Source organism: Paenibacillus cucumis (ex Kampfer et al. 2016) (assembly GCF_019748695.1).
GTDB lineage: Bacteria > Bacillota > Bacilli > Paenibacillales > Paenibacillaceae > Paenibacillus > Paenibacillus polysaccharolyticus.
Map to the genome: position 1 here is coordinate 21665 of NZ_JACLIC010000028.1, position 24211 is coordinate 45875.

20 protein-coding genes are annotated in these 24211 nt (G+C 47.3%); 14 read left to right on the forward strand and 6 right to left on the reverse strand.

Annotated features, from left to right (window positions below):
- Positions 1–97: 97 nt before the first annotated feature.
- Positions 98–778 (reverse strand): CidB/LrgB family autolysis modulator, encoded by a 681-nt coding sequence (locus H7T88_RS17910; RefSeq protein WP_154890170.1) that lies wholly within the window; start codon positions 776–778, stop codon positions 98–100.
- Complete coding sequence (locus tag H7T88_RS17915; protein WP_090921718.1) at positions 775–1146, reverse strand: CidA/LrgA family protein; 372 nt, start codon at positions 1144–1146, stop codon at positions 775–777. The genes H7T88_RS17910 and H7T88_RS17915 overlap by 4 nt, the downstream gene beginning before the upstream one ends.
- A 198-nt stretch (positions 1147–1344) precedes the next feature.
- Between H7T88_RS17915 and cidR the strand changes: the two genes are divergently transcribed.
- From cidR to H7T88_RS17940, 5 genes are all read left to right on the forward strand, one after another.
- Positions 1345–2265 (forward strand): cidABC operon transcriptional activator CidR, encoded by a 921-nt coding sequence (cidR, locus tag H7T88_RS17920; protein ID WP_221789632.1) that lies wholly within the window; start codon positions 1345–1347, stop codon positions 2263–2265.
- A 288-nt stretch (positions 2266–2553) separates the two neighbouring features.
- The gene (locus tag H7T88_RS17925; RefSeq protein WP_221789633.1) at positions 2554–3285 is read left to right on the forward strand and encodes a hypothetical protein; all 732 of its coding nucleotides are present in this window, start codon (positions 2554–2556) and stop codon (positions 3283–3285) included.
- Positions 3286–3523: 238 nt separating this feature from the next.
- The gene (locus tag H7T88_RS17930; protein ID WP_090921723.1) at positions 3524–4381 is read left to right on the forward strand and encodes a carbon-nitrogen hydrolase family protein; all 858 of its coding nucleotides are present in this window, start codon (positions 3524–3526) and stop codon (positions 4379–4381) included.
- A 50-nt stretch (positions 4382–4431) separates the two neighbouring features.
- Positions 4432–5112: a GNAT family N-acetyltransferase gene (locus H7T88_RS17935; RefSeq protein ID WP_221789634.1), complete on the forward strand. Its 681-nt coding sequence runs from the start codon at positions 4432–4434 to the stop codon at positions 5110–5112.
- 35 nt (positions 5113–5147) lie between these two features.
- Entirely contained in the window at positions 5148–5819 is a 672-nt protein-coding gene (locus H7T88_RS17940; protein WP_154890180.1) for a GNAT family N-acetyltransferase, read from the forward strand.
- 267 nt (positions 5820–6086) lie between these two features.
- Here the strand turns inward: H7T88_RS17940 and H7T88_RS29050 are convergent, their stop codons facing one another.
- Complete coding sequence (locus tag H7T88_RS29050) at positions 6087–6584, reverse strand: antibiotic biosynthesis monooxygenase family protein (RefSeq protein WP_221789635.1); 498 nt, start codon at positions 6582–6584, stop codon at positions 6087–6089.
- Between the two features lie 221 nt (positions 6585–6805).
- Here H7T88_RS29050 and H7T88_RS17950 point away from each other — a divergent pair, with 221 nt between their 5' ends.
- From H7T88_RS17950 to H7T88_RS17960, 3 genes are all read left to right on the forward strand, one after another.
- Positions 6806–9124 carry a helicase C-terminal domain-containing protein gene (locus H7T88_RS17950; protein WP_221789636.1) on the forward strand — a complete coding sequence of 773 codons (2319 nt, stop codon included), beginning with the start codon at positions 6806–6808 and terminating at the stop codon, positions 9122–9124.
- 203 nt (positions 9125–9327) lie between these two features.
- Positions 9328–10824 (forward strand): alpha-amylase, encoded by a 1497-nt coding sequence (locus H7T88_RS17955; protein ID WP_221789638.1) that lies wholly within the window; start codon positions 9328–9330, stop codon positions 10822–10824.
- A 1026-nt stretch (positions 10825–11850) separates the two neighbouring features.
- Positions 11851–12426, forward strand: coding sequence for a hypothetical protein (locus H7T88_RS17960; protein WP_221789640.1), 576 nt, complete (start codon positions 11851–11853; stop codon positions 12424–12426).
- A gap of 102 nt (positions 12427–12528) precedes the next feature.
- Here H7T88_RS17960 and H7T88_RS17965 read toward each other — a convergent pair whose 3' ends face one another.
- Complete coding sequence (locus H7T88_RS17965) at positions 12529–13284, reverse strand: MBL fold metallo-hydrolase (protein ID WP_221789642.1); 756 nt, start codon at positions 13282–13284, stop codon at positions 12529–12531.
- Between the two features lie 302 nt (positions 13285–13586).
- Between H7T88_RS17965 and uxaC the strand changes: the two genes are divergently transcribed.
- The 4 genes from uxaC to H7T88_RS17985 all read left to right on the forward strand — a co-directional run bounded on the left by uxaC (position 13587) and on the right by H7T88_RS17985 (position 19528).
- Positions 13587–15026: a glucuronate isomerase gene (gene uxaC / locus H7T88_RS17970; protein WP_221789644.1), complete on the forward strand. Its 1440-nt coding sequence runs from the start codon at positions 13587–13589 to the stop codon at positions 15024–15026.
- A 319-nt stretch (positions 15027–15345) separates the two neighbouring features.
- The gene (locus tag H7T88_RS17975; protein WP_221789646.1) at positions 15346–15924 is read left to right on the forward strand and encodes a MarR family winged helix-turn-helix transcriptional regulator; all 579 of its coding nucleotides are present in this window, start codon (positions 15346–15348) and stop codon (positions 15922–15924) included.
- Positions 15921–17648, forward strand: coding sequence for an ABC transporter ATP-binding protein (locus H7T88_RS17980; RefSeq protein WP_154890196.1), 1728 nt, complete (start codon positions 15921–15923; stop codon positions 17646–17648). The genes H7T88_RS17975 and H7T88_RS17980 overlap by 4 nt, the downstream gene beginning before the upstream one ends.
- Entirely contained in the window at positions 17645–19528 is a 1884-nt protein-coding gene (locus tag H7T88_RS17985; RefSeq protein ID WP_221789648.1) for an ABC transporter ATP-binding protein, read from the forward strand. The genes H7T88_RS17980 and H7T88_RS17985 overlap by 4 nt, the downstream gene beginning before the upstream one ends.
- Before the next feature lie 275 nt (positions 19529–19803).
- Here the strand turns inward: H7T88_RS17985 and H7T88_RS17990 are convergent, their stop codons facing one another.
- Positions 19804–20460, reverse strand: a complete 657-nt coding sequence (locus H7T88_RS17990) for a hypothetical protein (RefSeq protein WP_221789650.1) — start codon at positions 20458–20460, stop codon at positions 19804–19806.
- A 468-nt stretch (positions 20461–20928) separates the two neighbouring features.
- Between H7T88_RS17990 and H7T88_RS17995 the strand changes: the two genes are divergently transcribed.
- The gene (locus tag H7T88_RS17995; RefSeq protein WP_221789652.1) at positions 20929–21825 is read left to right on the forward strand and encodes a diacylglycerol/lipid kinase family protein; all 897 of its coding nucleotides are present in this window, start codon (positions 20929–20931) and stop codon (positions 21823–21825) included.
- Positions 21826–21860: 35 nt separating this feature from the next.
- Here H7T88_RS17995 and H7T88_RS18000 read toward each other — a convergent pair whose 3' ends face one another.
- The gene (locus tag H7T88_RS18000) at positions 21861–22442 is read right to left on the reverse strand and encodes a GNAT family N-acetyltransferase (protein ID WP_221789653.1); all 582 of its coding nucleotides are present in this window, start codon (positions 22440–22442) and stop codon (positions 21861–21863) included.
- A gap of 181 nt (positions 22443–22623) precedes the next feature.
- Between H7T88_RS18000 and pdxR the strand changes: the two genes are divergently transcribed.
- Positions 22624–24141 carry a MocR-like pyridoxine biosynthesis transcription factor PdxR gene (pdxR, locus tag H7T88_RS18005; RefSeq protein ID WP_221789654.1) on the forward strand — a complete coding sequence of 506 codons (1518 nt, stop codon included), beginning with the start codon at positions 22624–22626 and terminating at the stop codon, positions 24139–24141.
- Positions 24142–24211 lie beyond the last annotated feature (70 nt).

Here is a 24211-nt window from a genome sequence, read left to right on the forward strand (position 1 = left end):
CCCCCGCAATATTAACATTAAAACCTGTCTTTATTGTAAGGAAGAAAGGGCTTTAATACAACAATAATATTTCAAAAAAAAGGGATTATTCCAACTATTATGGGAAAATAAGTTTAGAGAGCGCGGGAGCGACGGCTAAAGTGAAGAGTGCAGCCAAAACCATGGAGATACTGGAGATCGTTCCTGTCAATGAACTTAGCTCAAAGGCTTTCGAAGTTCCTGTGCCATGAGCACCTGTTCCGAGGAGTGTACCGCGTGCAATCTCGCCATCAATACGCAGCATTTTGACGATGGAAGGCCCCATAATAGCCCCAAGTAGCCCCGTCATAATCACAAATACGGCCGTCACTGCCGGGATGCCTCCGATGGAAGCCGATACATTCATCGCAATGGGCGTTGTGATCGAGCGCGGAATCAGACTGTGAATCAAGCCGGAGTCGAGGTGCAACCATTTTGCAAGCATAGCCGAGGAGAGTACGGCAACAACCGATCCGGTCATAACACTGATGACAATCTCGGAAATATGTTTTTTGAGCACATGGAAGAAGGTGTAGAGCGGTACCGCAAAAGCGACCGTAGCAGGTTGTAGCAAAAGGCTAAGCCATTTGCCTCCGCTGCTGTATGCGGCATAATCCGTTCCGGTTAATAGGAGTACGCCTACAACGAGTAGCGGCGTAATAAGTAGCGGTGACAGATATACTTTGGGCAGACTGCGATACATTCTCTTGGCAACCATGTAGATTCCGACCGTTAACAACAAACATAAAAGTCCAATCATCCGGTGTGACGCTCCTTTCGTTTGGCAATGCGTGTAGCAACGAGGCCGGTGCAGGCCATAACCAGAAACGTGCTTAGCAGCACGATAAATAAAATCTGCAATCCGTCATGCTCCAACATGGGCATGTAGTTCATGATGCCGACCGCCGACGGGATAAAGAATAACAGTAGTTCACCAAGTAGCCACGCCGCTCCGACCTCAATCCACCGCAGCTTCACCACGCCAGTTTGTAACAAGATGAACAGCACGATCATTCCGAGAATGGAGCCAGGTACAGGCAGGTGGAGAGTACGGGCCAGCAGGTCCATCAGCAGTGAAAAAACCATTAATAACGCAATTTGTGCAATCCCGACACCCCATTTTTTCACGCAAATCCCTCCTTGTATATCAACATGTATCTGATCGATTTAATTCGTATGATTATGAAAATGAATGGAAACATTGCTTCGTATCACAAATTTTACAACGCATTCTTTCATGAGTAAAATGCATATTAAGAATGTTTACTATTCCGTTTGTCTATAGTTAAAATAGATTTGACTAGCAGGATAGGAGGGGAGGAAAAGATGGATATTCGTCATTTGCAATATTTTCTCGAAGTTGCACGGCAACAAAGCTTTACAAAGGCCGCCGAGGTGCTCTATATCACTCAGCCTACAATTAGTAAAACCGTTAAAAGTCTGGAGGAGGAACTTGGCGTAACCTTACTGGATCGCTACGGTAAACAGGTGCAGCTAACAGATGCCGGGCATGTTTTTTTTCGGCAGGCGCTGGAGATTGAAAAATCGTTCCGCAGTCTTTCGTCCGAGCTGGACGATCTGATGAATCTGAAGAAGGGACATCTGCGCATCGGTCTGCCGCCAATGGTGGGGTCGAGTTTCTTTCCGATGATTATCGGGGAGTTCCACAAAGCGTATCCTCAAGTGAGCATTCAATTGTTCGAGGATGGGGCGAAAAAAGTGGAGGCTGATGTCATCAGTGGTGCGCTGGATATCGGTGTGGCGGTGTTGCCAACGGTCGATGAACTGCTTGATCATTTTGTGTTTGTTCAGGAAAAGCTTAATCTGCTCGTGCATCCTTCCCATCCCCTTGCTGAAAAGGAGTCGGTCGCACTCCATGAACTGGAACAGGATGCGTTTGTTTTGTTTCGGGAAGATTTTGCGCTCCATGACCGCATTATTGCGGCTTGCCAGCAAGCTGGATTCCAGCCGCGTGTGGTCTATGAGAGTTCCCAGTGGGATCTGTTAAGTGCGATGGTTGCGGCGAATCTGGGTGTGGCCTTGCTACCGGAAACGATCTGCCGTGAGGTTGATCATATGCGCGTACGGATCATTCCGGTTATTGAACCGGTCATTCCTTGGCAGCTCGGTATGATCTGGCGGAAGGATCGGTATCTGTCTTTTGCTACCCGGGAATGGATTGGATTTACACAGTCGATGCTGGGGGAACAGAGAGTAAGGTCGATTGCTGAGGCTGAGCATCCATAGGTGAGTTATCGATCTTTTCTTCTAATTTTATTGTTGTTTCAACCGATATAAAGTTACTGAGGGGGTGTGATTTAGGAAGATACTTAGTAAAGGAAGCATACAAGATTGCTGGAAAAAGATCATTAAAAAATGGGTTGGTGCCTGGGCGTTCTGAAGTTAGATGATTTAAATTCTGTGAAAGTTATACAGAGTAGAGTGCGTGTTGCTTACATATATTTTCCATCTATGACGTGTGAAGTATGACGTGTTTGTTGCCAATTATTCCGAATTCGAAAGGGTTGTGTAAAGTTGAAGAAACGTACTGCGAATAAAGGGTTCAAGTTGTCTATAGTGATTGGTTTGATGACGATTATGCTGGTGGCTTGTGGTAAGCCGTTAACCGAAAAACTATATTCAGAAACGGTACCCGAGGATATCAAGAATAGCACTGAAATCACGCAAGAAGATAAAGACCTCTTGGGAAAAGCCATTTTATATTCAATGGGTAGCAATACCGATCTTTCTACTAAAACGGTGGGACAAATTATAACCGATGAGAAGCAAAGACAGCTGAAGCTTGAGGAAGAAGAGAAGAAGAGACAGGAAGAAATCAAGAGAAAACAGGAAGAAGCTGAAGCAAAGAAACAAAGTCAACTAAAACTGTTGGATGAGTCTGTGCAGGTTGGTTTAATCAAAAAAAGTGTGACATTGAAAGACACGAATAAATGGATCTTCAGCGATGTTATACATATGACGCTTGACTTGAAGAACATTTCGGACAAGGATATTAAAGGGTTTCAGGGGGTCATTACCTTCAAAGACATGTTCGATAATGAGATCAAGTCACTAAACGTTAAATATGATGAACCCATCAAATCTGGAGCTTCCACGCCTTATGAGGGTAGTTTCGAATTAAATCAGTTTATGGATAAAGATACTGAACTTAGGGAGACACCTTTAGATAAAATCAAAGTTGAGTTTGAGATGGATCAAATCATCTTTGGTGACGGCAATATTGCGAAACGTTCGGATATTGAATAAAAGGATTCCAGGCATTTGATTAGATAAATGGGTTCTAGGTATTGGATTGAATAAATGATTCTTCTAAAGCCTCTTCATCATATGAAGAGGCTTTTTTGTATAAAAGTGAAGGAAGTAGAGGGATGAATAACGTGTAAGTATTGTCGCTACATTGCCTTACCTCCGTAGCTATAGCATTAGATAAATCGTCGGATCATTGATACAATATAACCACAATACTGGTGGAGGTGTGGGACTTATGAAACTGCGGGTATCCGCTGTACAATACCAATTGCAAACGATCCGCTCATTTGAGGAATTTGCCGCTCAGGCGGAGCATTACATACGGACAGCTTCCGAATTCGGAACGGAATTTGTGCTGTTTCCTGAATTTTTTACAACACAATTAATGTCCATTGGAGACGCACAAGGAAATGCGCTGACGATTGAAGATTTGCCTGATTTTACAGAGCAGTATGAGCAATTGTTTATCTCTCTTGCAGCCCAATACAACATGCATCTGATCGGAGGCACTCACGTTATCCGGCGGGAAGGCAAGCTGTACAATACAGCGCATATGTTCTACCCGGATGGAAGGATTGCACGTCAGGCAAAGATTCATATTACGCCGACCGAAGTAACGGAGTGGAATATGGCTGCGGGTGATGGACTGGAAGTGTTTGATACAGACAAAGGTCGAATTGCGATGCTGACCTGTTACGATATTGAATTTCCCGAAATTGTGCGTATGGCGAAAGCCAAGGGAGCAGATGTGATTTTCTGTCCTTCCTGTACGGACGACCGCCACGGATTTTACCGGGTAAGGTATACGAGTCATGCTCGCGCGGTGGAGAATCAGGTTTACGTTGTATTAACGGGAACGGTGGGCCATCTGCCTACAGTGGATTTCATGCGTGCCAATTACGGACAAGCTGCGATCATTACCCCGAATGATGTGCCATTTCCGCCGCGCGGCATTCTTGCGGAAGGTGAGATTAACAACGATATGATTGTAACGGCCGATCTCGATCTGGATTTGCTGTACGAGGTGCGCGAACGTGGCTCGGTAACAACTTGGCGTGACCGCCGTACAGATCTGTACACCGATTGGGAATAGATCTGTTTTTGGAAGCTGATTAGAGCTGTACAAAGGAGGGGTTAAGCGGGATGTATGTCAAAGAAATGCTGATAACGGCACCCGGTGGAAGTGGTAAACATGGTAGAGCTACAGCGGTCATCCGCAATTATGTGGCCCATGACTTTGAAGAGCTTATTCGTATCCAGGCAGAGAGCTTCCCACCCCCATATCCGGAGGAACTTCTTTGGAACCAAGAGCAACTTAGTAGCCATATTCAGCATTATCCTGAAGGAGCCATCTGCATCGAGGTGGATGGGGAACTGGCTGGCTCGATGACTTCACTGCGAATGCAGTGGGATGCTGCGGACCCATCCAGCCATACGTGGGCAGAGGTCACAGATGATGGATATATCCGCAATCACCGGCCGGATGGGAACACGCTATACATTGTTGACCTCTGTGTCCGTCCGAAGTATCGTAAGTGGGGGCTGGCCCAGCTGATGATGCAGGCGATGTACCATCTTGTGATTGCACAGGGGATGGATCGTTTGCTTGGAGCAGGGCGGATGCCTGGATATCACCAGGTAGCTGAGCAAATGTCAGCACAACAGTATCTGGATCAGGTTGCCGCTGGAGAGAGGCATGACCCGGTTATTTCTTTTCTGCTACGATGCGGGCGTATGCCTGTTGGAGTGGCTACCGATTATCTGGATGACGAGGAATCTTGTCATTACGCGGCTCTGATGGAGTGGCGTAATCCTTTTAAGTAAATACATATCTAATCTAAATAGGGAGGCTTTTATCTATGGAATTTACACGTATTACATCCATTCAGGACCCGTTGTTTGCTCAAATGCACAAGTTGATGCAGGACATTTTCCCGCCAGAGGAAGTGCTCGATTTCCCGTTATGGGCTGAACCACTGGAAGACCCGGGCATTCGGGTGTTTGTCGCTGTACATGAAGGCCAAGTGGTTGGTGCGACGGAGTACCGTTACTATGAGGACTGGAATGTGGCCATGACTGATTTTACGATTATCGGACGCGAAGGTTTGGGAATCGGCGCATTCTTGGCGAATCATCGCAAGCTTGATCTGCAGCAGCTCGCCGCTGCTAATGGTAAATCGTTGTTCGGCATGTTTGCCGAAATCTACAATCCATATTTGACTCAGGATCACGCGTTTGGCGGTATCAAACCGATGGACCCTTATGTACGCCGTGAAGTGCTGTCCCATCTGGGGTATCAGCGTCTGGACTTCCCTTATGTTCATCCATCCTGGCAAGGTGACGGTGAAGCTGTGGGAGGATTGGACCTATGCTTTATGCCGGGTGATGAGTCTCTTGCGGAACTGCCAGCCAGTCTGGTGTCCGATTTCCTGAACCGTTACTATGCTGTACTTCCAAACAAACCGCAGGAATGGCTGTCTATGGTGGAGCAGTTGAACGCGCGTGAATCCGTGGCATTACGTCCGTTGTAAGTTGATGCGTAGCAGCGGATATAGAGGAAATAGGGTGCTTAAGCTGGAACATGGCGCTAGTGTGATTAAAGTTTAAATTTAAAACCCGTAATTCAGTCTTCTCAGTCTGAATTACGGGTATTTTACTTTGTTCTTCTGGGAAGACAGTGGTGGTTTTCTTGAGTAAGGGGAAAGAGTGAGGGAATGCGCTAACGATCTCATAAAGCCTTATTTAGGCGTTTGAGCCAAGCAACTCCAACTAATCGTGACTCGCCAACTCTACTCTCTCTACTCGATTGTATATGTGGTCACAAATGAAGGTCGCGGGAACATGGTTGGTTTCTGCGCGGTCAGGCCCTCACTAGTGCTGCGATTGCGGTGAGCATGGTTGTAGGCTTGTGATTGTTGCCAGCCTTTGAAATGTTCTTCTGTTTGCCACAGTGTCAGTACGACATACGTATCACCCTTCAATGGACGGAGTACACGAATACCGACGAATCCAGGTTCATCTTCAACTTTGCGGGCACGGTTCTTAAAACGTTCCTCAAAATCATTCCGGCCATCTTCGGTTACAGGAATGTTGTTCAGCACAGCAAATCCACCGCCTGCCCATGCTCCTGCATCATCAAATGCTTCATAAGAAGCTACCTGTTCATCTGACTCAATATCCAGCAGACGATCAGTGGTTTCCATAGCGAGAAGTACCTGACCTTCAGCTCGCAGTGTCAGATGTGGATATGCCGCAAGTGCTTCCGGTAACGGGGATGGGATCAAATAAATATACATAGGAAGTTTGCCTCCTCTTTATACGTAAATTCAAAATAAGTTTGCCTATACTTTTACACGCGAGAACGTAGAGGACAGAAATAAGCTGGAGAAGCAGAGCGTTCGCTTCATACAACTCAACATAGCATACGGGAACGGACGAGTCCAATTTGCCAATAATCTGGTTAGAGGAACCTGTTTCATGATAAAGTAGAACCACTACAAGCAGAACGGGTGATCGTATGAAAACAACAATTCGGATATCAGTCAGGCCACTGGTCGAGTATGTTTATCGGAGCGGCAGCATCCGTCCGGGATTCCGCACCAATGCCTCGATGCAGGAGGGGACGCGAATCCATCAGCGTGTGCAGAAGGCATATACCGAAGAGGATTTAAAAGAAGTTGTACTGGAAGCCGAGCTTCAACACGGGGAATTGACCTACGTCATTGAAGGCCGATGTGACGGCTTGATTCGCCTGGAGGGGCAAATAACGGTGGATGAGATCAAATCCACGGCGGGTAACCTGGACGAGCTGGAAGGCGGCCTCGACGTGCACTGGGCCCAGGCGAAGATGTATGCCTATATGTATGCCGTTCAGCATGATGAGCCGCGGATGCAGGTGCAGTTGACGTATGTGCATTCGGTGACGGGTGAAGAGCGGCGGTTTCGCCGCATGGCGGAGCGGCAGGAGCTCGAGCAGTTTGCATCAGAAGTCATCGCCGGATATGCACCGTATGCGGAGATGATTGTTGCTTATGAAGCGGAGCGGGACGTTAGTGTGCGCGAGTTGCCGTTTCCTTTTCGCAAATACCGGGAAGGGCAGCGTAAGCTGGCAGGTGCAGTGTACAAAACGATTCGTGAAGGACAGGGACTCATGGCCAAAGCACCTACAGGCATCGGCAAAACCATGTCCGTGCTCTTTCCTACGGTGAAAGCCATCGGTGAAGGTGAGGCCAGTCGTTTGTTCTACTTGACCGCGAGAACGACAACGAGAGTGGCGGCGGAGGAGGCTTTTGCCCGGATGCAGGCAGAAGGGTTGAACATGCATGTCATCAGCCTGACGGCGAAGGACAAAATTTGCTTCAAGGACGAGGAAGCCTGCGATACAGGACAATGCGGCATGTGTGAAGGGTATTATGACCGAATTAATGGTGCTGTGCTGGACATGCTGGAACATGAAACGTTGATGACACGGCCCGTTATTGAGCAGTATGCCCGCAAACATCGGGTGTGTCCGTTCGAGTTCTCGCTGGATGCGGCATATGCGGCCGATGCGGTGATCTGCGATTACAACTACATTTTCGATCCGCGTATTTCACTCAAACGGATGCTGGAGGAACAGAAGCGCAAGACGGTGCTGCTAGTAGATGAGGCACATAATCTGGTGGATCGTGGGCGTATGATGTTCTCGGCAGAGTTGGAAAAGGCCGTTTTTCTCGATGTCAAAAGAGAGTTCCAGACGCTGGGCAGCAGTGTGCCTGCCGCCAAAGCGATTGTGGATTATACCGGGGCCATCGACAAGTATCTGATCACCCTTCGTAAGAACGGCGGAGAAGAGGGCAGGATCATTCAGCAAGAAGCGCCAGAGGAGCTGATTGAACGGCTTGAGCCTTTTGTCATGGTGGCGGAGCAATGTCTGGCCGAGGGTGGATCTGGCAATGCTGAGATGGATCAGCTGCTGCTCGATGCCTATTTTACAGCACAGAACTTCGTACGAATTGCCAGGTTATATGACGAGCGTTTTATCACCTATGCAGAGTGTGTACGAAGCGAGGTACGGGTGAAACTGTTCTGTCTGGACCCATCTTTGCTACTGCGTCAGACGGCGAAGGGCTTCCGCTCAACCATTCATTTCTCGGCAACCTTGTCACCTCTTCGTTATTACCGTGATATGCTGGGGGCAGAGGAAGAGGACTACACATTGCAGATTCCGTCGCCGTTCCACCGGGAACAGCTGGATGTTCGGCTCATGCCTCTGTCTGTGCGTTATAAAGACCGGGAGCGATCCAAACGCCCGATTGCCGAGATGTTACAGCAGCTCGTATCCGAGTGGCCGCGCAGCAACCTGCTGGTCTTTTTCCCTTCTTATCCGTACATGCGTGAAATCTATCAAGCATATACACAGCTTCCGGGGGCCAGCGATGCGGATACGGTGATGCAGGAGCAAGGTATGAACGAACAGGAGCGAGAGCAGTTCCTGGCGGCTTTCCAGCCGCATCCCGAGCGCACACGTCTTGTTTTTGCTGTAATGGGCGGTGTGTTCTCGGAAGGGGTCGATCTGCCAGGAGACCGTCTGAATGGCGTTGTCGTTGTAGGAGCAGGGTTGCCGCAGATTGGTCTGGAGAACAACGTGCTTAAGGATTATTTTGATAAATCAGGACGTAACGGTTTTAATTATGCTTATGTTTTCCCAGGCATGAATAAAGTGCTTCAGGCTGGGGGCAGGCTCATTCGAACGGAAGAAGATAAGGGTGTGCTCGTGCTAGTTGATGACCGTTTCACGCAGGAGCCGTATCGTTCTCTTTTACCTGACGAATGGATGGATTATAAACGGATTTGATGATGTTTACGTTTTTTATGTATTTATCGTGCTGTTTTCAGTGCTTTACGAAAAATTTTCTTTGAATTTCTTAACATTCTTTCATTTTCATGATTGAAACATAGGGCAATCGGGTTATAACTTGGTTAGCACGAACGAACAACGGCGATCCCCTATCCGTTCCGCGGTCCGCTTCGAATGCAAATCAAGGAGGTCGGTTTGTGATGAAGAGAAATCATACCATGATGCAGTTTTTTGAATGGCATTTGGCTGCAGACGGAAATCATTGGAAGCGACTGGCTGACATGGCCCCGGAACTGAAAGCAAAAGGCATAGACTCTGTATGGGTGCCTCCTGTAACAAAGGCAGTGTCTGCAGAGGATACAGGTTATGGCATCTATGATCTGTACGATCTGGGTGAATTTGATCAAAAGGGTACGGTACGCACGAAATATGGCACCAAGCAGGAACTGGTTGAAGCCATCGCAGAATGTCAGAAGAGCGGCATTGTCGTTTATGTGGATCTCGTTATGAATCATAAGGCCGGAGCAGATGAGAAGGAAGTCTTTAAAGTGATCGAGGTTGATCCCAATGATCGAACGAAGGAGATATCCGAGCCATTCGAGATCGAAGGCTGGACGAAGTTCACATTCCCAGGCCGGGGCAACGAATATTCTTCCTTCAAATGGACATCCGAACACTTCAACGGCACCGATTTTGATGCAAAAGAAGAACGTACGGGTGTGTTCCGCATTGCCGGCGAGAACAAAACCTGGAATGAAAACGTCGATGATGAGTTTGGCAACTATGATTATCTGATGTTTGCGAATATAGATTATAACCACCCGGATGTACGGCATGAGATGATCGAGTGGGGCAAATGGTTGATCGATACGCTACAATGTGGTGGGTTCCGACTGGATGCGATCAAACATATTAACCATGAGTTTATCAAGGAATTTACTGCAGAGATGATCCGCAAACGCGGGCAAGATTTCTATATCGTCGGTGAGTTCTGGAATCCCAACCTGGATGCTTGTCGTACCTTTTTAGATACAGTGGATTATCAAATTGACTTGTTTGACGTATCGCTTCACTATAAATTTCATGAGGCCTCATTGGCTGGACGCAATTTCGATCTTTCCAAAATTTTTGACGACACCTTGGTTCAGACTCATCCAACCCATGCGGTGACTTTTGTGGATAACCACGATTCGCAGCCCCACGAGGCGCTCGAATCCTGGGTTGGCGATTGGTTCAAGCCGAGCGCGTATGCACTGACGCTACTGCGTCGTGACGGATATCCCGTCGTCTTTTACGGCGATTATTACGGGATTGGCGGACCTGAACCGGTGGAGGGCAAAAAAGAGATTTTGGACATTCTGTTGTCAGCTCGTTGCAACAAAGCTTATGGAGAGCAGGAAGACTATTTCGATCATCCCAACACCATTGGTTGGGTTCGTCGCGGATTGGAAGAGTTTGAAGGCTCGGGTTGCGCAGTGGTCATCTCAAACGGAGATGACGGTGAGAAGAGAATGTTTGTCGGAGAGCATCGTGCAGGGGAAGTCTGGGAAGACCTGACCGGTAGTTGTGAAGATTCAATCACCATTGAGGAAGATGGCTGGGCTACGTTCCACGTCTGCGGCGGAGGGGTGTCCGTCTGGGCACTGTCTGAGCAGAATGAGGACTGCGGTGAAGACACTGTAGATGGCTCAAACTAGATGTTGAGAATCGCCAAAGTAATTGTTTGTGAATATTTGTAGGACAATGTCTCTGCATAAGTGATACGTAACAAGTAAAAAAGGTCGATATGATACAGCACTGCAACTATAAATAAACCACCTGAAACTGAACGGTATCTTCACTCGTCCAATAGTATCCAACGAGTGGAGGACGTTCAAACAGACGCGTTGCTGCGTGCTGATAGTTCAGGTGGTTTTCCCATTTTAGTAACTTATAGTTTGGAAGCAGCTCTGGAACTCTAACGATCTCAGGAAGCCTTATTTGCCTCCAAACAGGGTCCTTGGAATTCTAACGATCCCAGTGGAGCTTATTTTGCTGAAATTCGGTCAAAATGCTATCATTTACAGCGAATTCATCCAAATAACGCTTCTGGTGATCGTTAGAATGTAAAACCCTTCAATATACGTAAAATAAGGTTTCTGGTGATCGTTAACGTACAATGGAAACTTAAAACAGAGTGTACACTGATGGAATTTCCCCGCATTTATATAGTCAGGCCTCTACTCTAGCTACTTCCTAACGACTTATCTACTCTCAATCTACTCTACGCACATCCCACTTATGCTTAACTACAACAACCAACCAACCAACCATCCAACATATTCACTACTTACGTCACACACATGACAGAGATTATGTGAGATTAATATTAGAATATATGCTACAATAATCCAAATATAGGGAAAAGTTTATTTGAAATCTAGACTAGTTAGGTCGTCTCACTCGAATTTACAAGAGAATATCAATGATGGTGGACACTTTTATTAACGTATTAAGTATCATGCTAGATATGTTGTTCATATGGATGAGCGATAAGTTTCGATAAGGGAATATATGAAAGAGAGAAGGGAGTTAGCACTGGCATGCATCGTAGAACTAAAACCAATACAAAAACAAGGACAACACGTGCAATAACAAGAACTACAAGAACCAGAACTACAATAAACAGAACTACAAAAGTTAGAGCAAGAACGTCTCCCTTATGGCTTGTCCTCTATCTGCTTGTGATAGCAATAAGTTTGACGGCGTGCAATTTTGGCGTGGAAGAAGGGCCAAATAGAGAAGTTAAGCGCGCGGACAACTATACATTTAACACAGAACGCAGGGATATAACCCAGCGGGTAACAAAGGATCAGGAGAGTTTCAAAGGAGCCTTGCCAGGAGAGTATCATCTGGCTGCAACGGTGGATGTAAACCCTGACCGAGAATCTGGAGTGGATGGGATCACCTATGAGGTTATGATTGATGAAGTTCGCATGCCGATGATGAATGTCATTCAAACCTTCACTCTCGATCCCGATATGTTTCAAGTTATTGATGCAGCTGAACTATTCCATTCGAATGTGGGCAATACATATGAAACTACGTTGCGGCCGGATAAAGAGCCGCTGGGATTAGGCTTATCCAGAAGTTATGTTCTGAGACCCAAATCCGAAATTAGCGCAGAATATCTTCAGAACTATACTGATGTGTATGTCAAAATCTCATATGGACCAGAAGATCAGCGGGAAGAGGATTATATTCACCTTCAAGCCAAGCCATCTTCAAGAATGATTGAATATATGAAGTTTTGGGAGTGATGAGAATAACGGGGGAACGGAGGGCCAGGGATCGTCCTGCCCCCCTAATCTCTCATTCCCATGCCGATGATCTGTTCTATTTTGTAGGCCATAGCCCGTTTACTAATATGCCCCCAACTCAAAAGACTCCAGCGTGCCAGCCATGCGCAGATCACCCGCGTACGTACGGTTGAATGCTGCGCGCTTGTCCGCATCGGCATATTCATCATGATAATGCATCAGTACCGTTTTCCGTCTCACTTCAGCGGGTAGCTGCTCCAGATCCTTAAGTGACGTATGGGATTTGATCACCAGGTCATGCATATGGCATTCATGGAAAATGAGTTGCACATCGGGGGCGACCTCTTCCACTCGCTCACGATCCAGCGTGCTGTCTGCACTATAGTAAAAATAAGGCTTTGCCATCAGCCCGTTGCTGACCATGCCGGGAACATGCTGCGTGCGAAACGTCTCGAACTTGACCCCGCCAAGCTCAAAACTTCCGCCATCCGGTAGCGGAATCACATCATAATAGTCACTCATTGTACGCTCGCCGTCTGTTGTATACCGCATCCCTGGAGAAAGGATGTTCCACAGTGGGTCAACCAACTCTTCATGAATGAACAGGCGTGGTTTGCGGTCACCGACAATCTGTGCATAATAGCCGAGCATCTGAACCCCATTAATATGATCCTCATGTAGATGGGTGATAAACACATTATGAATACCTGTCATCGCGAATCCATATTCCTTGAGCGCTTTGGCATTGGATTCTGGAAAATCAATGACCAGATGTGTATCGCCGAATTCAGCGAGCATACTGTTGTGATGCTGTTCCACACTAAACATATCTCCTGTGCCTAGAAAAGTGATTTTCATCGCATTTCATCTCCTTGTTTGGCAAATGTAAGACCGCTGTAGGGTCAAGCTTCCATTGCAATAACCTGTACTGATTCTATCTTAGTATATCAATATTAATATTAGTAACATCAGTATTGATCTTTAAATCAGTATCATTGACGTTAAATCCAGTATACTGTGTTTCCAAGAGTGTGCCTAAACCAACCTTTTTTGAGAACGCTATCATTTTATATTGAACTTTAGGCGAAAACGGTGTAGCGTAAAGATGGAAAGTGAACCTAAATGAACGTAAACTCACCTAAAGGGAGCGTGCAAGGCGAATGAAATCTTTTCTGGATGAACAATTTTTACTTCACAATGAAACGGCGGTCAAGCTGTACGAGCAGTATGCAAAAGACATGCCGATTATGGATTATCACTGCCACCTCAGTCCTCAGGAAATTTACGAGAACAAAACATTTGGCAATCTGACAGAGGCCTGGTTGTACGGCGATCATTACAAATGGCGTCTGATGCGGGCTAACGGTGTTGAAGAGAAGTATGTGACGGGCGGTGAAGGGGTGACGGATTATGACCGTTTCCTTGCGTATGCCAAAACAGTGCCGATGATGATCGGCAACCCGCTGTATGCATGGTCTCACTTGGAATTACAACGTTATTTCGATGTACATGAAGTGCTTAATGAGACAAGCGCTCCAGCGATCTGGGAAAAAGTAAATGCCAAACTGACCGGCGAAGGCTTCGGTGCGCGTGATCTGATTACCAAATCCAATGTCACCGTGGTGTGCACCACCGATGATCCAACGGATTCTCTGGAATATCACCTCAAAATTCAGGAGATTGAAGGTTTCGATACAGCAGTTCTGCCGTCTTTCCGTCCGGACAAAGGACTGGAATTGAACCGGGATACTTTCATCGAGTGGGTAGGCAAGCTTTCACAGGTTGCGGGTGCGGAAATTACAGATTATGACTCATTCCTGGCTGCGCTGGAATCCCGCGTGGAGTTCTTCCATTCCGTAGGCGGCCGTGTCTCTGACCACGCACTGGATTATGTGCCGTATGCTGATGCAACTCGCGAGGAAGCGGCTGCTGCTTTTGCCAGAGCACTTGCGGGGGAGAAGGTTTCGCGCGCGGAAGAGGACGGATACAAGACGGTTACACTGACATTCCTTGGCAAGCTGTATGCAGAGCGCGGCTGGGTTATGCAGTTCCACATCAATGCAGCGCGTAACAACAATACGAAAATGTTCAAGAAGCTCGGGCCTGACACAGGGTACGATGCTGTGAATGATACGCCATTATCGGCGGCTGTTATTGGATTGCTGGATACGTTGGAGCAGCAGGATGCTTTGCCAAAGACAATCCTCTACTCCCTTAATCCAAGGGATAATGAAGTGCTGGCAGCCATTATTGGTAGCTTCCAAGGTGGAGGCGTACCAGGTAAAATTCAGCTTGGCGCGGCATGGTGGTTCAATGATACGAAGGATGGCATGCTTGCACAGATGAAGGCACTTGCAAATGTGGGGCTACTCAGCCGCTTTGTCGGCATGTTGACCGATTCCCGAAGCTTCCTCTCGTATACGAGACATGAATATTTCCGCCGCCTGCTCTGTAATCTGATTGGTGAATGGGCAGAACAAGGTGAAGCACCAAACGATATGGAGCTGCTCGGTCAGATCGTGCAAGGCATATCCTATAATAATGCTAAAGACTATTTCCCGTTTGCTGCTGTGCCGAAGAGTGTATCTGCTTCGAAATAAATATCGATTCAACAGATTTACGCTCTCCATTTCCTCGGTTTGTTCTTAAGCAAACGGAGGTAGGGAGGGCTTTTTTTTGTCTTGATGAAACAGGTGATCAAATAGCACTATAAGTTACTTGGAGAATGGATGCTTTTGACATGGATGAAATGATTGACATATACATAAGCTGATAATATACTTAGGTAACCTAATTAATTGATTAACTATTAAATTGGTCATCTATTAAATCGGTAGGCTATTAAATACAAGTCCTATCTAATAGACAGGCGTTGATTGTTTTACGGGACATGATGTTCCGATGAAGGAGGACGATGAGATGACTGGGATTGATCCAGTAGCCCAGAAGCTTTTATATTCCATTATGCAGTTTAACAAAGGCAAATGGAGACAACATAAGCCACATGGGCGCAATCACAATGAAATTATGGTACTCGCTTGTTTGCTTCATGGTGCACATCCAGGGGAGCGTATGGATTGGCGGGATAATCCGCCTGATTTCGAGAGCCATCTGAATCAGGAGCATCCGGGTTTAAAAGTGTCCGAAATTAGTGCATTAATGCGTGTGAAATCACCAACGATTACGCCCGTGATTCGTGGCCTAGAGGATGAAGGGCTGGTTGAGCGGACGATGGACCCCGAGGATCGGCGGGCGGTGCGGATTACAATTACAGATGCAGGCCGAGCAATTATTCGTGCAGCCCATGAAGAACGAATGGCTACCTTCAATAGACTGGTTGAACATCTGGGCGAAGAGGATAGTTTGCAACTGGCTGAACTGCTCAGCAAGGTGTATACCTTCTTTGATGCACAGGTTTCCGGTCACGATGAAGGGCATGAAAACGACAATAAAGCACCTGATACAGAAACACCCGAACAAGGAGATGATACGCCATGATGAAGTTATTTCGCATGTTAAAGCCCTATCGTATTCCGATTATTTTTATTTTGGCGCTCATCTTTCTGCAAACGATGGCGGAGCTGTACCTGCCAACGTTAATGGCTGATATCGTCAACCTGGGTATCGTCAAAGGTGATGTACCTTATATCTGGAAAATTGGCGGTTTCATGCTGCTGATTGCCATTGGCGGAACCACATGTTCCATTATCGCGAGTTATCTGTCTTCGCGCACAGCGGGCGGATTTGCCAAACAGCTACGCAGCCGAGTGTTCCGGCATGTTGAGAATTTCTCGCTGCAGGAATTCGACAAGCTTGGCACAGCTTCACTGATTACGCGTACAACCAATGATATTACACAGGTACAGAACGTATTAACGATGATGCTGCGCATGATGATTATGGCTCCGATGATGTGTATCGGGGGGATTTTCATGGCCGTTTCTCAGGACGCGAAGCTATCCACCATCTTCCTGGTTGTTCTGCCTGTACTTGCAGGAGCAATCGCCTTAATCGGTTCCAAAGGATTTCCGCTATTCAAGCAAATCCAGAAAAAGCTGGACCGGCTTAATCTGGTTCTGCGTGAACAGCTGACAGGTATCCGGGTTGTTCGTTCTTTTAACCGTGGCGAGCATGAGCGTGTTCGTTTCAACGGGGCAAATACGGAATTAAGAGATGCATCCATTAAGGTCAATGTCCTAATGGCGACAGTTATGCCAGTGATGATGCTGGTTATGAACTTTTCGATGATAGCCATTCTGTACTTTGGTGGTCTGCGTATTGATGGCGGTCATATGAACATTGGTTCCCTGATTGCCTTTGTACAATATGCGATGCAGATTATGTTCTCACTGATTATGGTGTCCATGATTTTCGTGATGATTCCAAGAGCATCAGCATCGGCTGAGCGGATCAATGAAGTACTGGATATGCAACCTGATCTGTCTGATCCTGCACAGCCTCGCACAATGAAATCGATGCAAGGAACGATTGAGTTTGACCATGTCACTTTCCGTTATCCGGGTGCAGAAAATGCTGCGTTGTCCGATATTTCGTTTACGGCTCGTTCCGGTGAAACGACAGCGATTATCGGCGGAACGGGTTCAGGCAAAACTACATTGCTGAGCCTCATTCCGCGTTTCTATGATGTGACCGAAGGTACTGTGCGTGTGAATGGAACCGATGTGCGGGAGCTTAAACAAGAAGAGCTTCGATCCAAAATCGGGTTTGTCCCGCAAAAAGCTGTCCTTTTTACCGGTACGGTTGCAGATAACATTCGGCAAGGTAAGGATGATGCGAGTATGGACGAAGTGATTCATGCGGCACGTACGGCCCAAGCCGAAAACTTCATCTCCGAGATGAAGGAAGGGTATGACAGCCTGATCGCACAAGGCGGGAATAATGTGTCAGGTGGACAGAAACAACGTTTGTCCATTGCACGCGCACTCGTTCGCCGTCCTGAAATTTATATTTTCGATGACAGTTTCTCGGCCCTTGATTTTAAAACGGATGCCAAACTTCGTGCTGCGCTCAAATCGGAAACGACGGAAGCGGCTGTGCTGATCGTAGCTCAGCGGGTAAGCACGGTTATGGATGCAGATCGTATTCTCGTTATGGATGAGGGTGAAATTGTCGGTTCGGGAACACATAGAGAGCTGCTGGAGAACAATGAAGTGTACCGCGAGATTGTATCCTCCCAGCTGACTGAGGAGGAGATCGCATGAGTGAACGTACAGCACCACGCAAAACACCGAGCAACCCAAGCGGACCAGGACATCCTGGCGGCGGAATGGGCATGCGGCCTCCTGTCGAGAAAGCGAAGGATTTCAAAGGCACACTGCGCCGCCTGGTTCAGTATCTTCGGCCACACAGCTCTCGTCTGATCTTTGTTTTGATCGCTGCCATTTTAAGTACCGTGTTTGGCATAATTAGTCCGAAGATTATGGCAGAGGGTACAGATATTCTTGCCCATGGAGCCATTGCGATTATGCAGGGTGTGCAGGGAGCCGGGATTGATTTCCCAGCCCTGATGCGAGTATTGTACCTGTTGCTTGGACTTTATCTGCTCAGTGCTGCTTTTGCGTATGTACAGCAATATCTGATGGCGGGTGTAGCTCAGCGGGTCGTCTATGATATGCGCGAGCAGATCAGTGCCAAGGTTGGACGTTTGCCACTGAAATATTTCGATTCCCGTACACATGGTGAGACGCTTAGCCGTGCAACCAACGACGTGGACAATATCAGTAACACGCTGCAACAAAGTTTGGCCCAGTTTATTACGTCCGTGGTGACGATTGTGGGTGTCATCATTATGATGCTGACGATCAGTCCATGGATGACGCTGATTACAATTTTGACTTTACCGCTTAGTGTCATTGTGGTTATGCTGGTGGCTTCCCGTTCGCAGAAACATTTTGCCGGACAGCAGAAGTCACTCGGTGAACTGAATGGTCATGTCGAAGAAATGTACACAGGCCACAAGGTGGTCAAAGCCTTTGGACGTGAGGAACAATCTGTACAGCAATTTGAGAAAGTGAATGAAGAACTGTATGCATCGGGTTGGAAAGCCCAGTTCATTTCCGGGATTATTATGCCCTTGATGAACTTTGTCGGAAACCTGGGATATGTGTTGATCTGTGTGGTCGGCGGGATTTTTGTTACTCGGGGTTCGATCTCCATCGGGGATATTCTGGCCTTTACACAATATTCTCGGCAATTCACACAGCCGATTAACCAGATTGCCAACATCTCCAACATTATTCAGTCAACGATTGCTTCGGCAGAGCGCGTGTTTGAACTACTGGACGAGGAAGAGGAAGTTCCAGAGGCCAAACAACCTGCAACGTTGCGTTACCCGACAGGGGCTGTAGCTTTTGAGACAGTGGATTTTGGCTATAAAGAAGATGAACTGCTCATTCGCAATATGAATATTAATGTTGCACCAGGTCAGACTGTAGCTATTGTTGGACCGACAGGTGCCGGGAAAACAACGCTGATTAACTTGCTTATGCGGTTCTATGAACTCCAGAGTGGCCGGATTACCATTGATGGCATTAACATTAAAGACATGTCCCGTGGTAATCTGCGCGGTCTGTTCGGTATGGTGTTACAGGATACGTGGCTGTTTAACGGTACAATCCGGGATAATATTGCGTATGGACGGGAAGGCGCAACGGAAGAGGAAGTGGTTAAAGCCGCTGTAGCTGCCCATGCTGATCATTTCATTCGCACACTGCCGGACGGTTACGATACGATTTTGAATGAAGAGGCGTCCAATATCTCTCAAGGTCAGAAACAACTGCTGACGATTGCGAGAGCGATTCTGGCGAACCCGTCCATCCTGATTCTGGATGAAGCAACCAGTAGCGTTGATACACGGACCGAGGTCTTTATCCAGAAAGCGATGAATGAGCTGATGCAAGACCGTACAAGTTTTGTTATCGCTCACCGTTTGTCTACCATTCGTGGTGCCGATCTCATTCTTGTCATGGATCATGGTAACGTGATTGAGCAGGGCAATCATGAGGAACTGATGGCGAAGCAGGGCTTCTATGCGGATCTGTATAACAGTCAGTTTACGGAGCAGCAGCCGCAGGCGATCTAACAGACTAGAGTGGATATCTAAAAGGCTGTCAGGACCCGTCAGGATTGTCTAGAACCATAGTTTTTTGGAAAAATAGAACCTCCGCCACGGTGCTCTTCGCACCTCTGGTGTAACATAAATCCAAACAAACGGGACGTCGCAGTCATTGCACTGCTTCGTCCCGTTTGTGTTATCACTGCTATGCCACAACGTTTTCCTGCGGATAGATGTTGTGCCTTGTCCCGCCAGCCATGTTCGCTTGCAGATATGCAATGTATGGAAGACAATTTAACGTACTATTTAAGCCTTGGTCTCCACAGGAAACCCTTCTTACCTTCGCTGGTGCTCTGATGGTCCTGTTTGATTTCCTCTTCCAAATCTGGATGAGGATTCGTTTCATGTTCTGTCTTGTCCTGCAACTCTCCCTCAAGAGCATGGCGGGTAGCTTCCTCCAGTGATGCCGTTGCCGGTTCACCAGGCAGGCCTTCGCGCTGTTCAATCATACGTTTAACCACTTCATAACAGTCGTCGATATGTTTGTTGCCCACATACCGCATGGCAGTGAAGCTGAGAGCTGCGGCGAGACCTTGCCCCGCAAACGGAACAAACTTGGCGACCGATTTAGTCGCTACTCGTACACCCACCCGTTTGAGCACCTGAACGACCAGTTCCTTCGTGACCATGCGGCCGATGATTTTACTCCCGATCGACATCACAAATCCGTAAATCATGGACTTCGTCTCAGGGTCCATGCCGTCGAGCTGTTTTTGAGATAATCCGAATTTATTGTTAATGGCAGGTAACAGCTGCATCAGCATGCCCACATCAGCGATGACATCTGTACCGGGAAGAGGTACGAGTGTGGAGCCAGCAGAAGCGGTTGCTCTTTTGCGAACCATCGTACGGCATTCCTTGCGAACTTGCTCTAATTGCTCCATTGTAGCTGGAATCATAGGGAATTCCTCCATTCGTGTATAGTGTACATATAACCGTTTTGAAGCGAATTGAATGGGTTGCTCCCGCGAAGTTGTTGCTTATATCTCATAGGTTGCGGAGGAACCTTTTTTCTCATGCATACATCCGGTTAAAGCAGGTAATGGCTATAAGACCGGAGATGCGAAACCATGATAATAAAGGATGGTAATCATGTGGCTCCAGACAGAACAGAAGCTTTATTTTTATAAAATAAAATACAACTCACGTTGCCAAAAATGAATGAAAGTAGCTTGTCCTGTACAGCTATCTGGTATTACGCATGAACAACAAAAACGATGCATATTCCGTCTGTCGCTTCTTCATATGAAGTTTCACCTTCACAACCACGGTTCGCATGTCACGATCATGCGCTGAGCCATGGTTTTGTTTATCACTTCAACCTTTTTGGGTAAAGGGAAACAAGCATTGGAATGGAGGAAAGCAGCATGGAATGGAATAAAGCCTTGTTAATACATCATCTTCATGCAGGGAAAGCCAACCGGGAGAATACATTAGGTCTGGTCACAGGCGTACTTGCTCCAGCTATTCATGAATTGGTCGTGGTTCGTACGGATGAACCGGGTGAAGGAGAGAAGCTGTGCCGGAAGCGCGGGGAAGAGTTCGATGTGGTGTTTATTCTAGGCGGCGATGGTACGGTGCATGAGTGTGTAAACGGGCTGGCATCCTTGCAAAATCCTCCACAGATCGGCGTACTTCCAGGCGGTACATGTAATGATTTTGCACGATCACTTGGGATTTCCCCGGATGCGGAGACAGCAGCACAAGAGATGCTGTCAGGTCGAGTTATCTCGGTGGATGTGGGACGAGCAGATGATCGGGTGTTTACGAACTTTTTCGGAATAGGGCTCATCAGTGAGGCTTCACAGAACATTAACGAGAATTTAAAAGGGGCGCTCGGCAAAGTCAGTTATTTCATCAGCACACTCCAGACGATAACCCGTTCCGATCCATTTCAGTATGAGCTAGAGATCGATGGAGAGCGGACAACAGGCGAAGCGGTGATGATCTACGCGGCGAATGGACGTTTTCTGGGCACGAATGCGTTACCTTTTGCTCCGGATGCGTTGCAGGATGGTAAGTTGGATGTGCTTATTATTCATGAGACAGGCATTCCACTTCTGCGTGAGGTGCTTTCACATAAGCCAGAGGGAGAATGGCAACCGCGGAATGAGAGTATTTCCTACTTCAAGGCGTCGACGTTGAAAATAAAAACAGATGTACCGATGCTGGCCGATACGGATGGCGAATTGTACATGGAGACACCCGCCGAGCTGTCGGTGCTGGCGGGTCATCTGCATTTCCTGACCGGGGCGGAGGAATAACCTCCCCGGTTTTTGTATTTTTTGCGTGAACTCTATCATTTGTCTATTTTCAGATGTTTCTCCCGGAACTCATGCTCAAGAATGCTCATCAGAATGGCATCATGATACTGGTGATTGTAGTACAACATGTCCCGCTTCACGCCTTCACGCTGGAAGCCGAGCTTCTCATACGTATGAATGGCGCGTTCGTTAAACGCAAAGACATCCAGTTCGATCCGATGCAGATTGGCAATGCCGAAGCCGTAGTCCAGCATAAGTAGCAAGGCTTCACTACCATATCCCTTGCCTTGGTTAGCTGGCTGATCAATGGCGATGCGAATATGTGCACTGCGATTTTTGGCATGCATGTCCATCAGGGCGACATCGCCGATGATTTCGTCTGTGTTTTGTAATGCAATAAGCAGGTTCAGGCGTGAGTCGTCTTGAGCTAAACTCTCTACATACTTTTCAACCTGAGAACGGATAAAGCTCGCTTGAGTTCCTGTTTGTTTACGCATTTCGGGCTCAAACAGGCTTGGATAGTAAGCATCCACATCGGTGATATCGAATGGGCGCAGGTAAATGCGTTCGGTCTGCATGAGTTTGGCGATGCGATTTGTAGATGTAGGGTGTGACATAGGTTTGTTCTCCTCCTGATCTATTCAAGCAAACTTGCGGGGCCTGTAAGGCATATAGCGTGTTGTTTCGCCTGAATATTGTTTGTAAGTCCTTACTTCTGACATGAGTATATCCCAATACTGTATACTTCCAAATATACAGTTTTAACAAAATGAAAAGGACAGATGGAGTGAGTCAGTTATGATGCAATTACCTAAACTTGATGAGCACGACAGTGTACCCGTCTATATTCAGCTTTCGGATCATATCAAACGGGAGATTTTCCGCGGGGAATTGGTGGAACACAGCCGCCTTCCTTCTGTACGAAAATGGGCAGAACTGCTGGGCATAAGCACAACACCAGTGGAAGCGGCATACCAGCAACTTATTGCGGAAGGATACGTATATAGCGAGCCGCGAAGAGGTTACCGCGTTCGAGCTGTTGTTGAAGGTTATCACGATATGTTACTGGGGAAGTCCGATATACATACGGCAGAAAATGAAAAAGGGGTTAACTATGCCCGTACAAATAACAAACAGGGTCAGGCAGGCTCTACAGTAGTATCACCAGATTTACTGAGCTTGCGTCCGGTGACGAATGTTACCTATGATTTTCACATGTCGCATAATGATTTTAGCCTGTTTCCTTATATGAAATGGCAGCAGTACGCGAACCGGGTTTGGCGTGAAGAATCAAGAGGTCTATTATTTTACGGAAACCCGCAGGGTGAGTGGGGACTGCGCAATGAAATTGCGGCCTATCTAGGACAATTTAGAGGAGTTCGTTGTATACCTGAGCAGATTGTAATAGGTGCAGAGCAACATCTGCTCATGTCCTTGCTTACACAGACTTTGCTTCGCAAAGGTGGGGTTAGATCAATTGCCGTGGAGAACCCCGGGTATCGCCTGTTACCTGGAACCTTTCGGAATTATGGATATGAGATTATCCCAATCTCACTGGACAGCGAAGGCATAAATCTGGATGAACTGGATCAGGCAGATGTGTCACTGGCTGGTGTATCCCCGTCGCATCAGTTTCCCATGGGTATGCCGATGCCCATCAGCCGCAGACTCGCCTTGCTGGACTGGGCGGAACGTTCCGGGGCCTATCTGATTGAGGATGATTATGACGGCGAATTCAGATATTCCGGTCGTCCTATTTCTTCGATGCAGGGACTGCGGGAGAACGCACCTGTTATCTACATGGGAGGATTCTCTCAGGTGCTTGCCCCTGCTTTTTGCGTGCATTACATGGTTCTCCCGAAGGAACTCGTTCCTCATTTTGGCGAGGTTTATCGAACGGTTCTGTTCGAACAGTCAGCTTCACGTCTGCATCAGCGGACATTGGAGTTATTCATGCGGGAAGGAGAGCTGGGTAAACATATTCGTAAAATGCGCAATCTGTATAAACGCAAACATGACCTGACTGTGCAGGCCATTCAGCAGCATTTCGGCGATCAACCAGGAATTGAACTTAAGGGCGAACACGCCGGATTCCATCTGGTCTTAAGGCTGATTAACCCGAATCCAGCCGACAATATGGTGGCTAAGGCGTTAGAGATGGGTATACGTGTGGCCTCGACGGAGTATCTGTGGGCAGACGGAAGTGCTCCTGCTGACGGCAAAAGAGAGTTTATCATCGGATTTGCCGGCATTGAAGCAGAGAACATCGAGCCAGGCATCGCCGCGCTGGCGCGTGTATGGGAGACTATCTGTTGATTTAAGTCAAGGTTACACTAGCCATTCGGTCGATTTAACGATCACTGAAACCTTACTAAATGTTCTCCAG

Coding starts and splice junctions, on each gene's coding strand:
- H7T88_RS17910 (WP_154890170.1), bottom strand. CDS start 778: ATGATTGGACTTTTATGTTTGTTGTTAACGGTCGGAATCTACATGGTT.
- cidR (WP_221789632.1), top strand. CDS start 1,345: ATGGATATTCGTCATTTGCAATATTTTCTCGAAGTTGCACGGCAACAA.
- H7T88_RS17930 (WP_090921723.1), top strand. CDS start 3,524: ATGAAACTGCGGGTATCCGCTGTACAATACCAATTGCAAACGATCCGC.
- H7T88_RS17935 (WP_221789634.1), top strand. CDS start 4,432: ATGTATGTCAAAGAAATGCTGATAACGGCACCCGGTGGAAGTGGTAAA.
- H7T88_RS17940 (WP_154890180.1), top strand. CDS start 5,148: ATGGAATTTACACGTATTACATCCATTCAGGACCCGTTGTTTGCTCAA.
- H7T88_RS29050 (WP_221789635.1), bottom strand. CDS start 6,584: ATGTATATTTATTTGATCCCATCCCCGTTACCGGAAGCACTTGCGGCA.
- H7T88_RS17950 (WP_221789636.1), top strand. CDS start 6,806: ATGAAAACAACAATTCGGATATCAGTCAGGCCACTGGTCGAGTATGTT.
- H7T88_RS17955 (WP_221789638.1), top strand. CDS start 9,328: ATGAAGAGAAATCATACCATGATGCAGTTTTTTGAATGGCATTTGGCT.
- H7T88_RS17965 (WP_221789642.1), bottom strand. CDS start 13,284: ATGAAAATCACTTTTCTAGGCACAGGAGATATGTTTAGTGTGGAACAG.
- uxaC (WP_221789644.1), top strand. CDS start 13,587: ATGAAATCTTTTCTGGATGAACAATTTTTACTTCACAATGAAACGGCG.
- H7T88_RS17975 (WP_221789646.1), top strand. CDS start 15,346: ATGACTGGGATTGATCCAGTAGCCCAGAAGCTTTTATATTCCATTATG.
- H7T88_RS17980 (WP_154890196.1), top strand. CDS start 15,921: ATGATGAAGTTATTTCGCATGTTAAAGCCCTATCGTATTCCGATTATT.
- H7T88_RS17985 (WP_221789648.1), top strand. CDS start 17,645: ATGAGTGAACGTACAGCACCACGCAAAACACCGAGCAACCCAAGCGGA.
- H7T88_RS17990 (WP_221789650.1), bottom strand. CDS start 20,460: ATGATTCCAGCTACAATGGAGCAATTAGAGCAAGTTCGCAAGGAATGC.
- H7T88_RS17995 (WP_221789652.1), top strand. CDS start 20,929: ATGGAATGGAATAAAGCCTTGTTAATACATCATCTTCATGCAGGGAAA.
- H7T88_RS18000 (WP_221789653.1), bottom strand. CDS start 22,442: ATGTCACACCCTACATCTACAAATCGCATCGCCAAACTCATGCAGACC.
- pdxR (WP_221789654.1), top strand. CDS start 22,624: ATGATGCAATTACCTAAACTTGATGAGCACGACAGTGTACCCGTCTAT.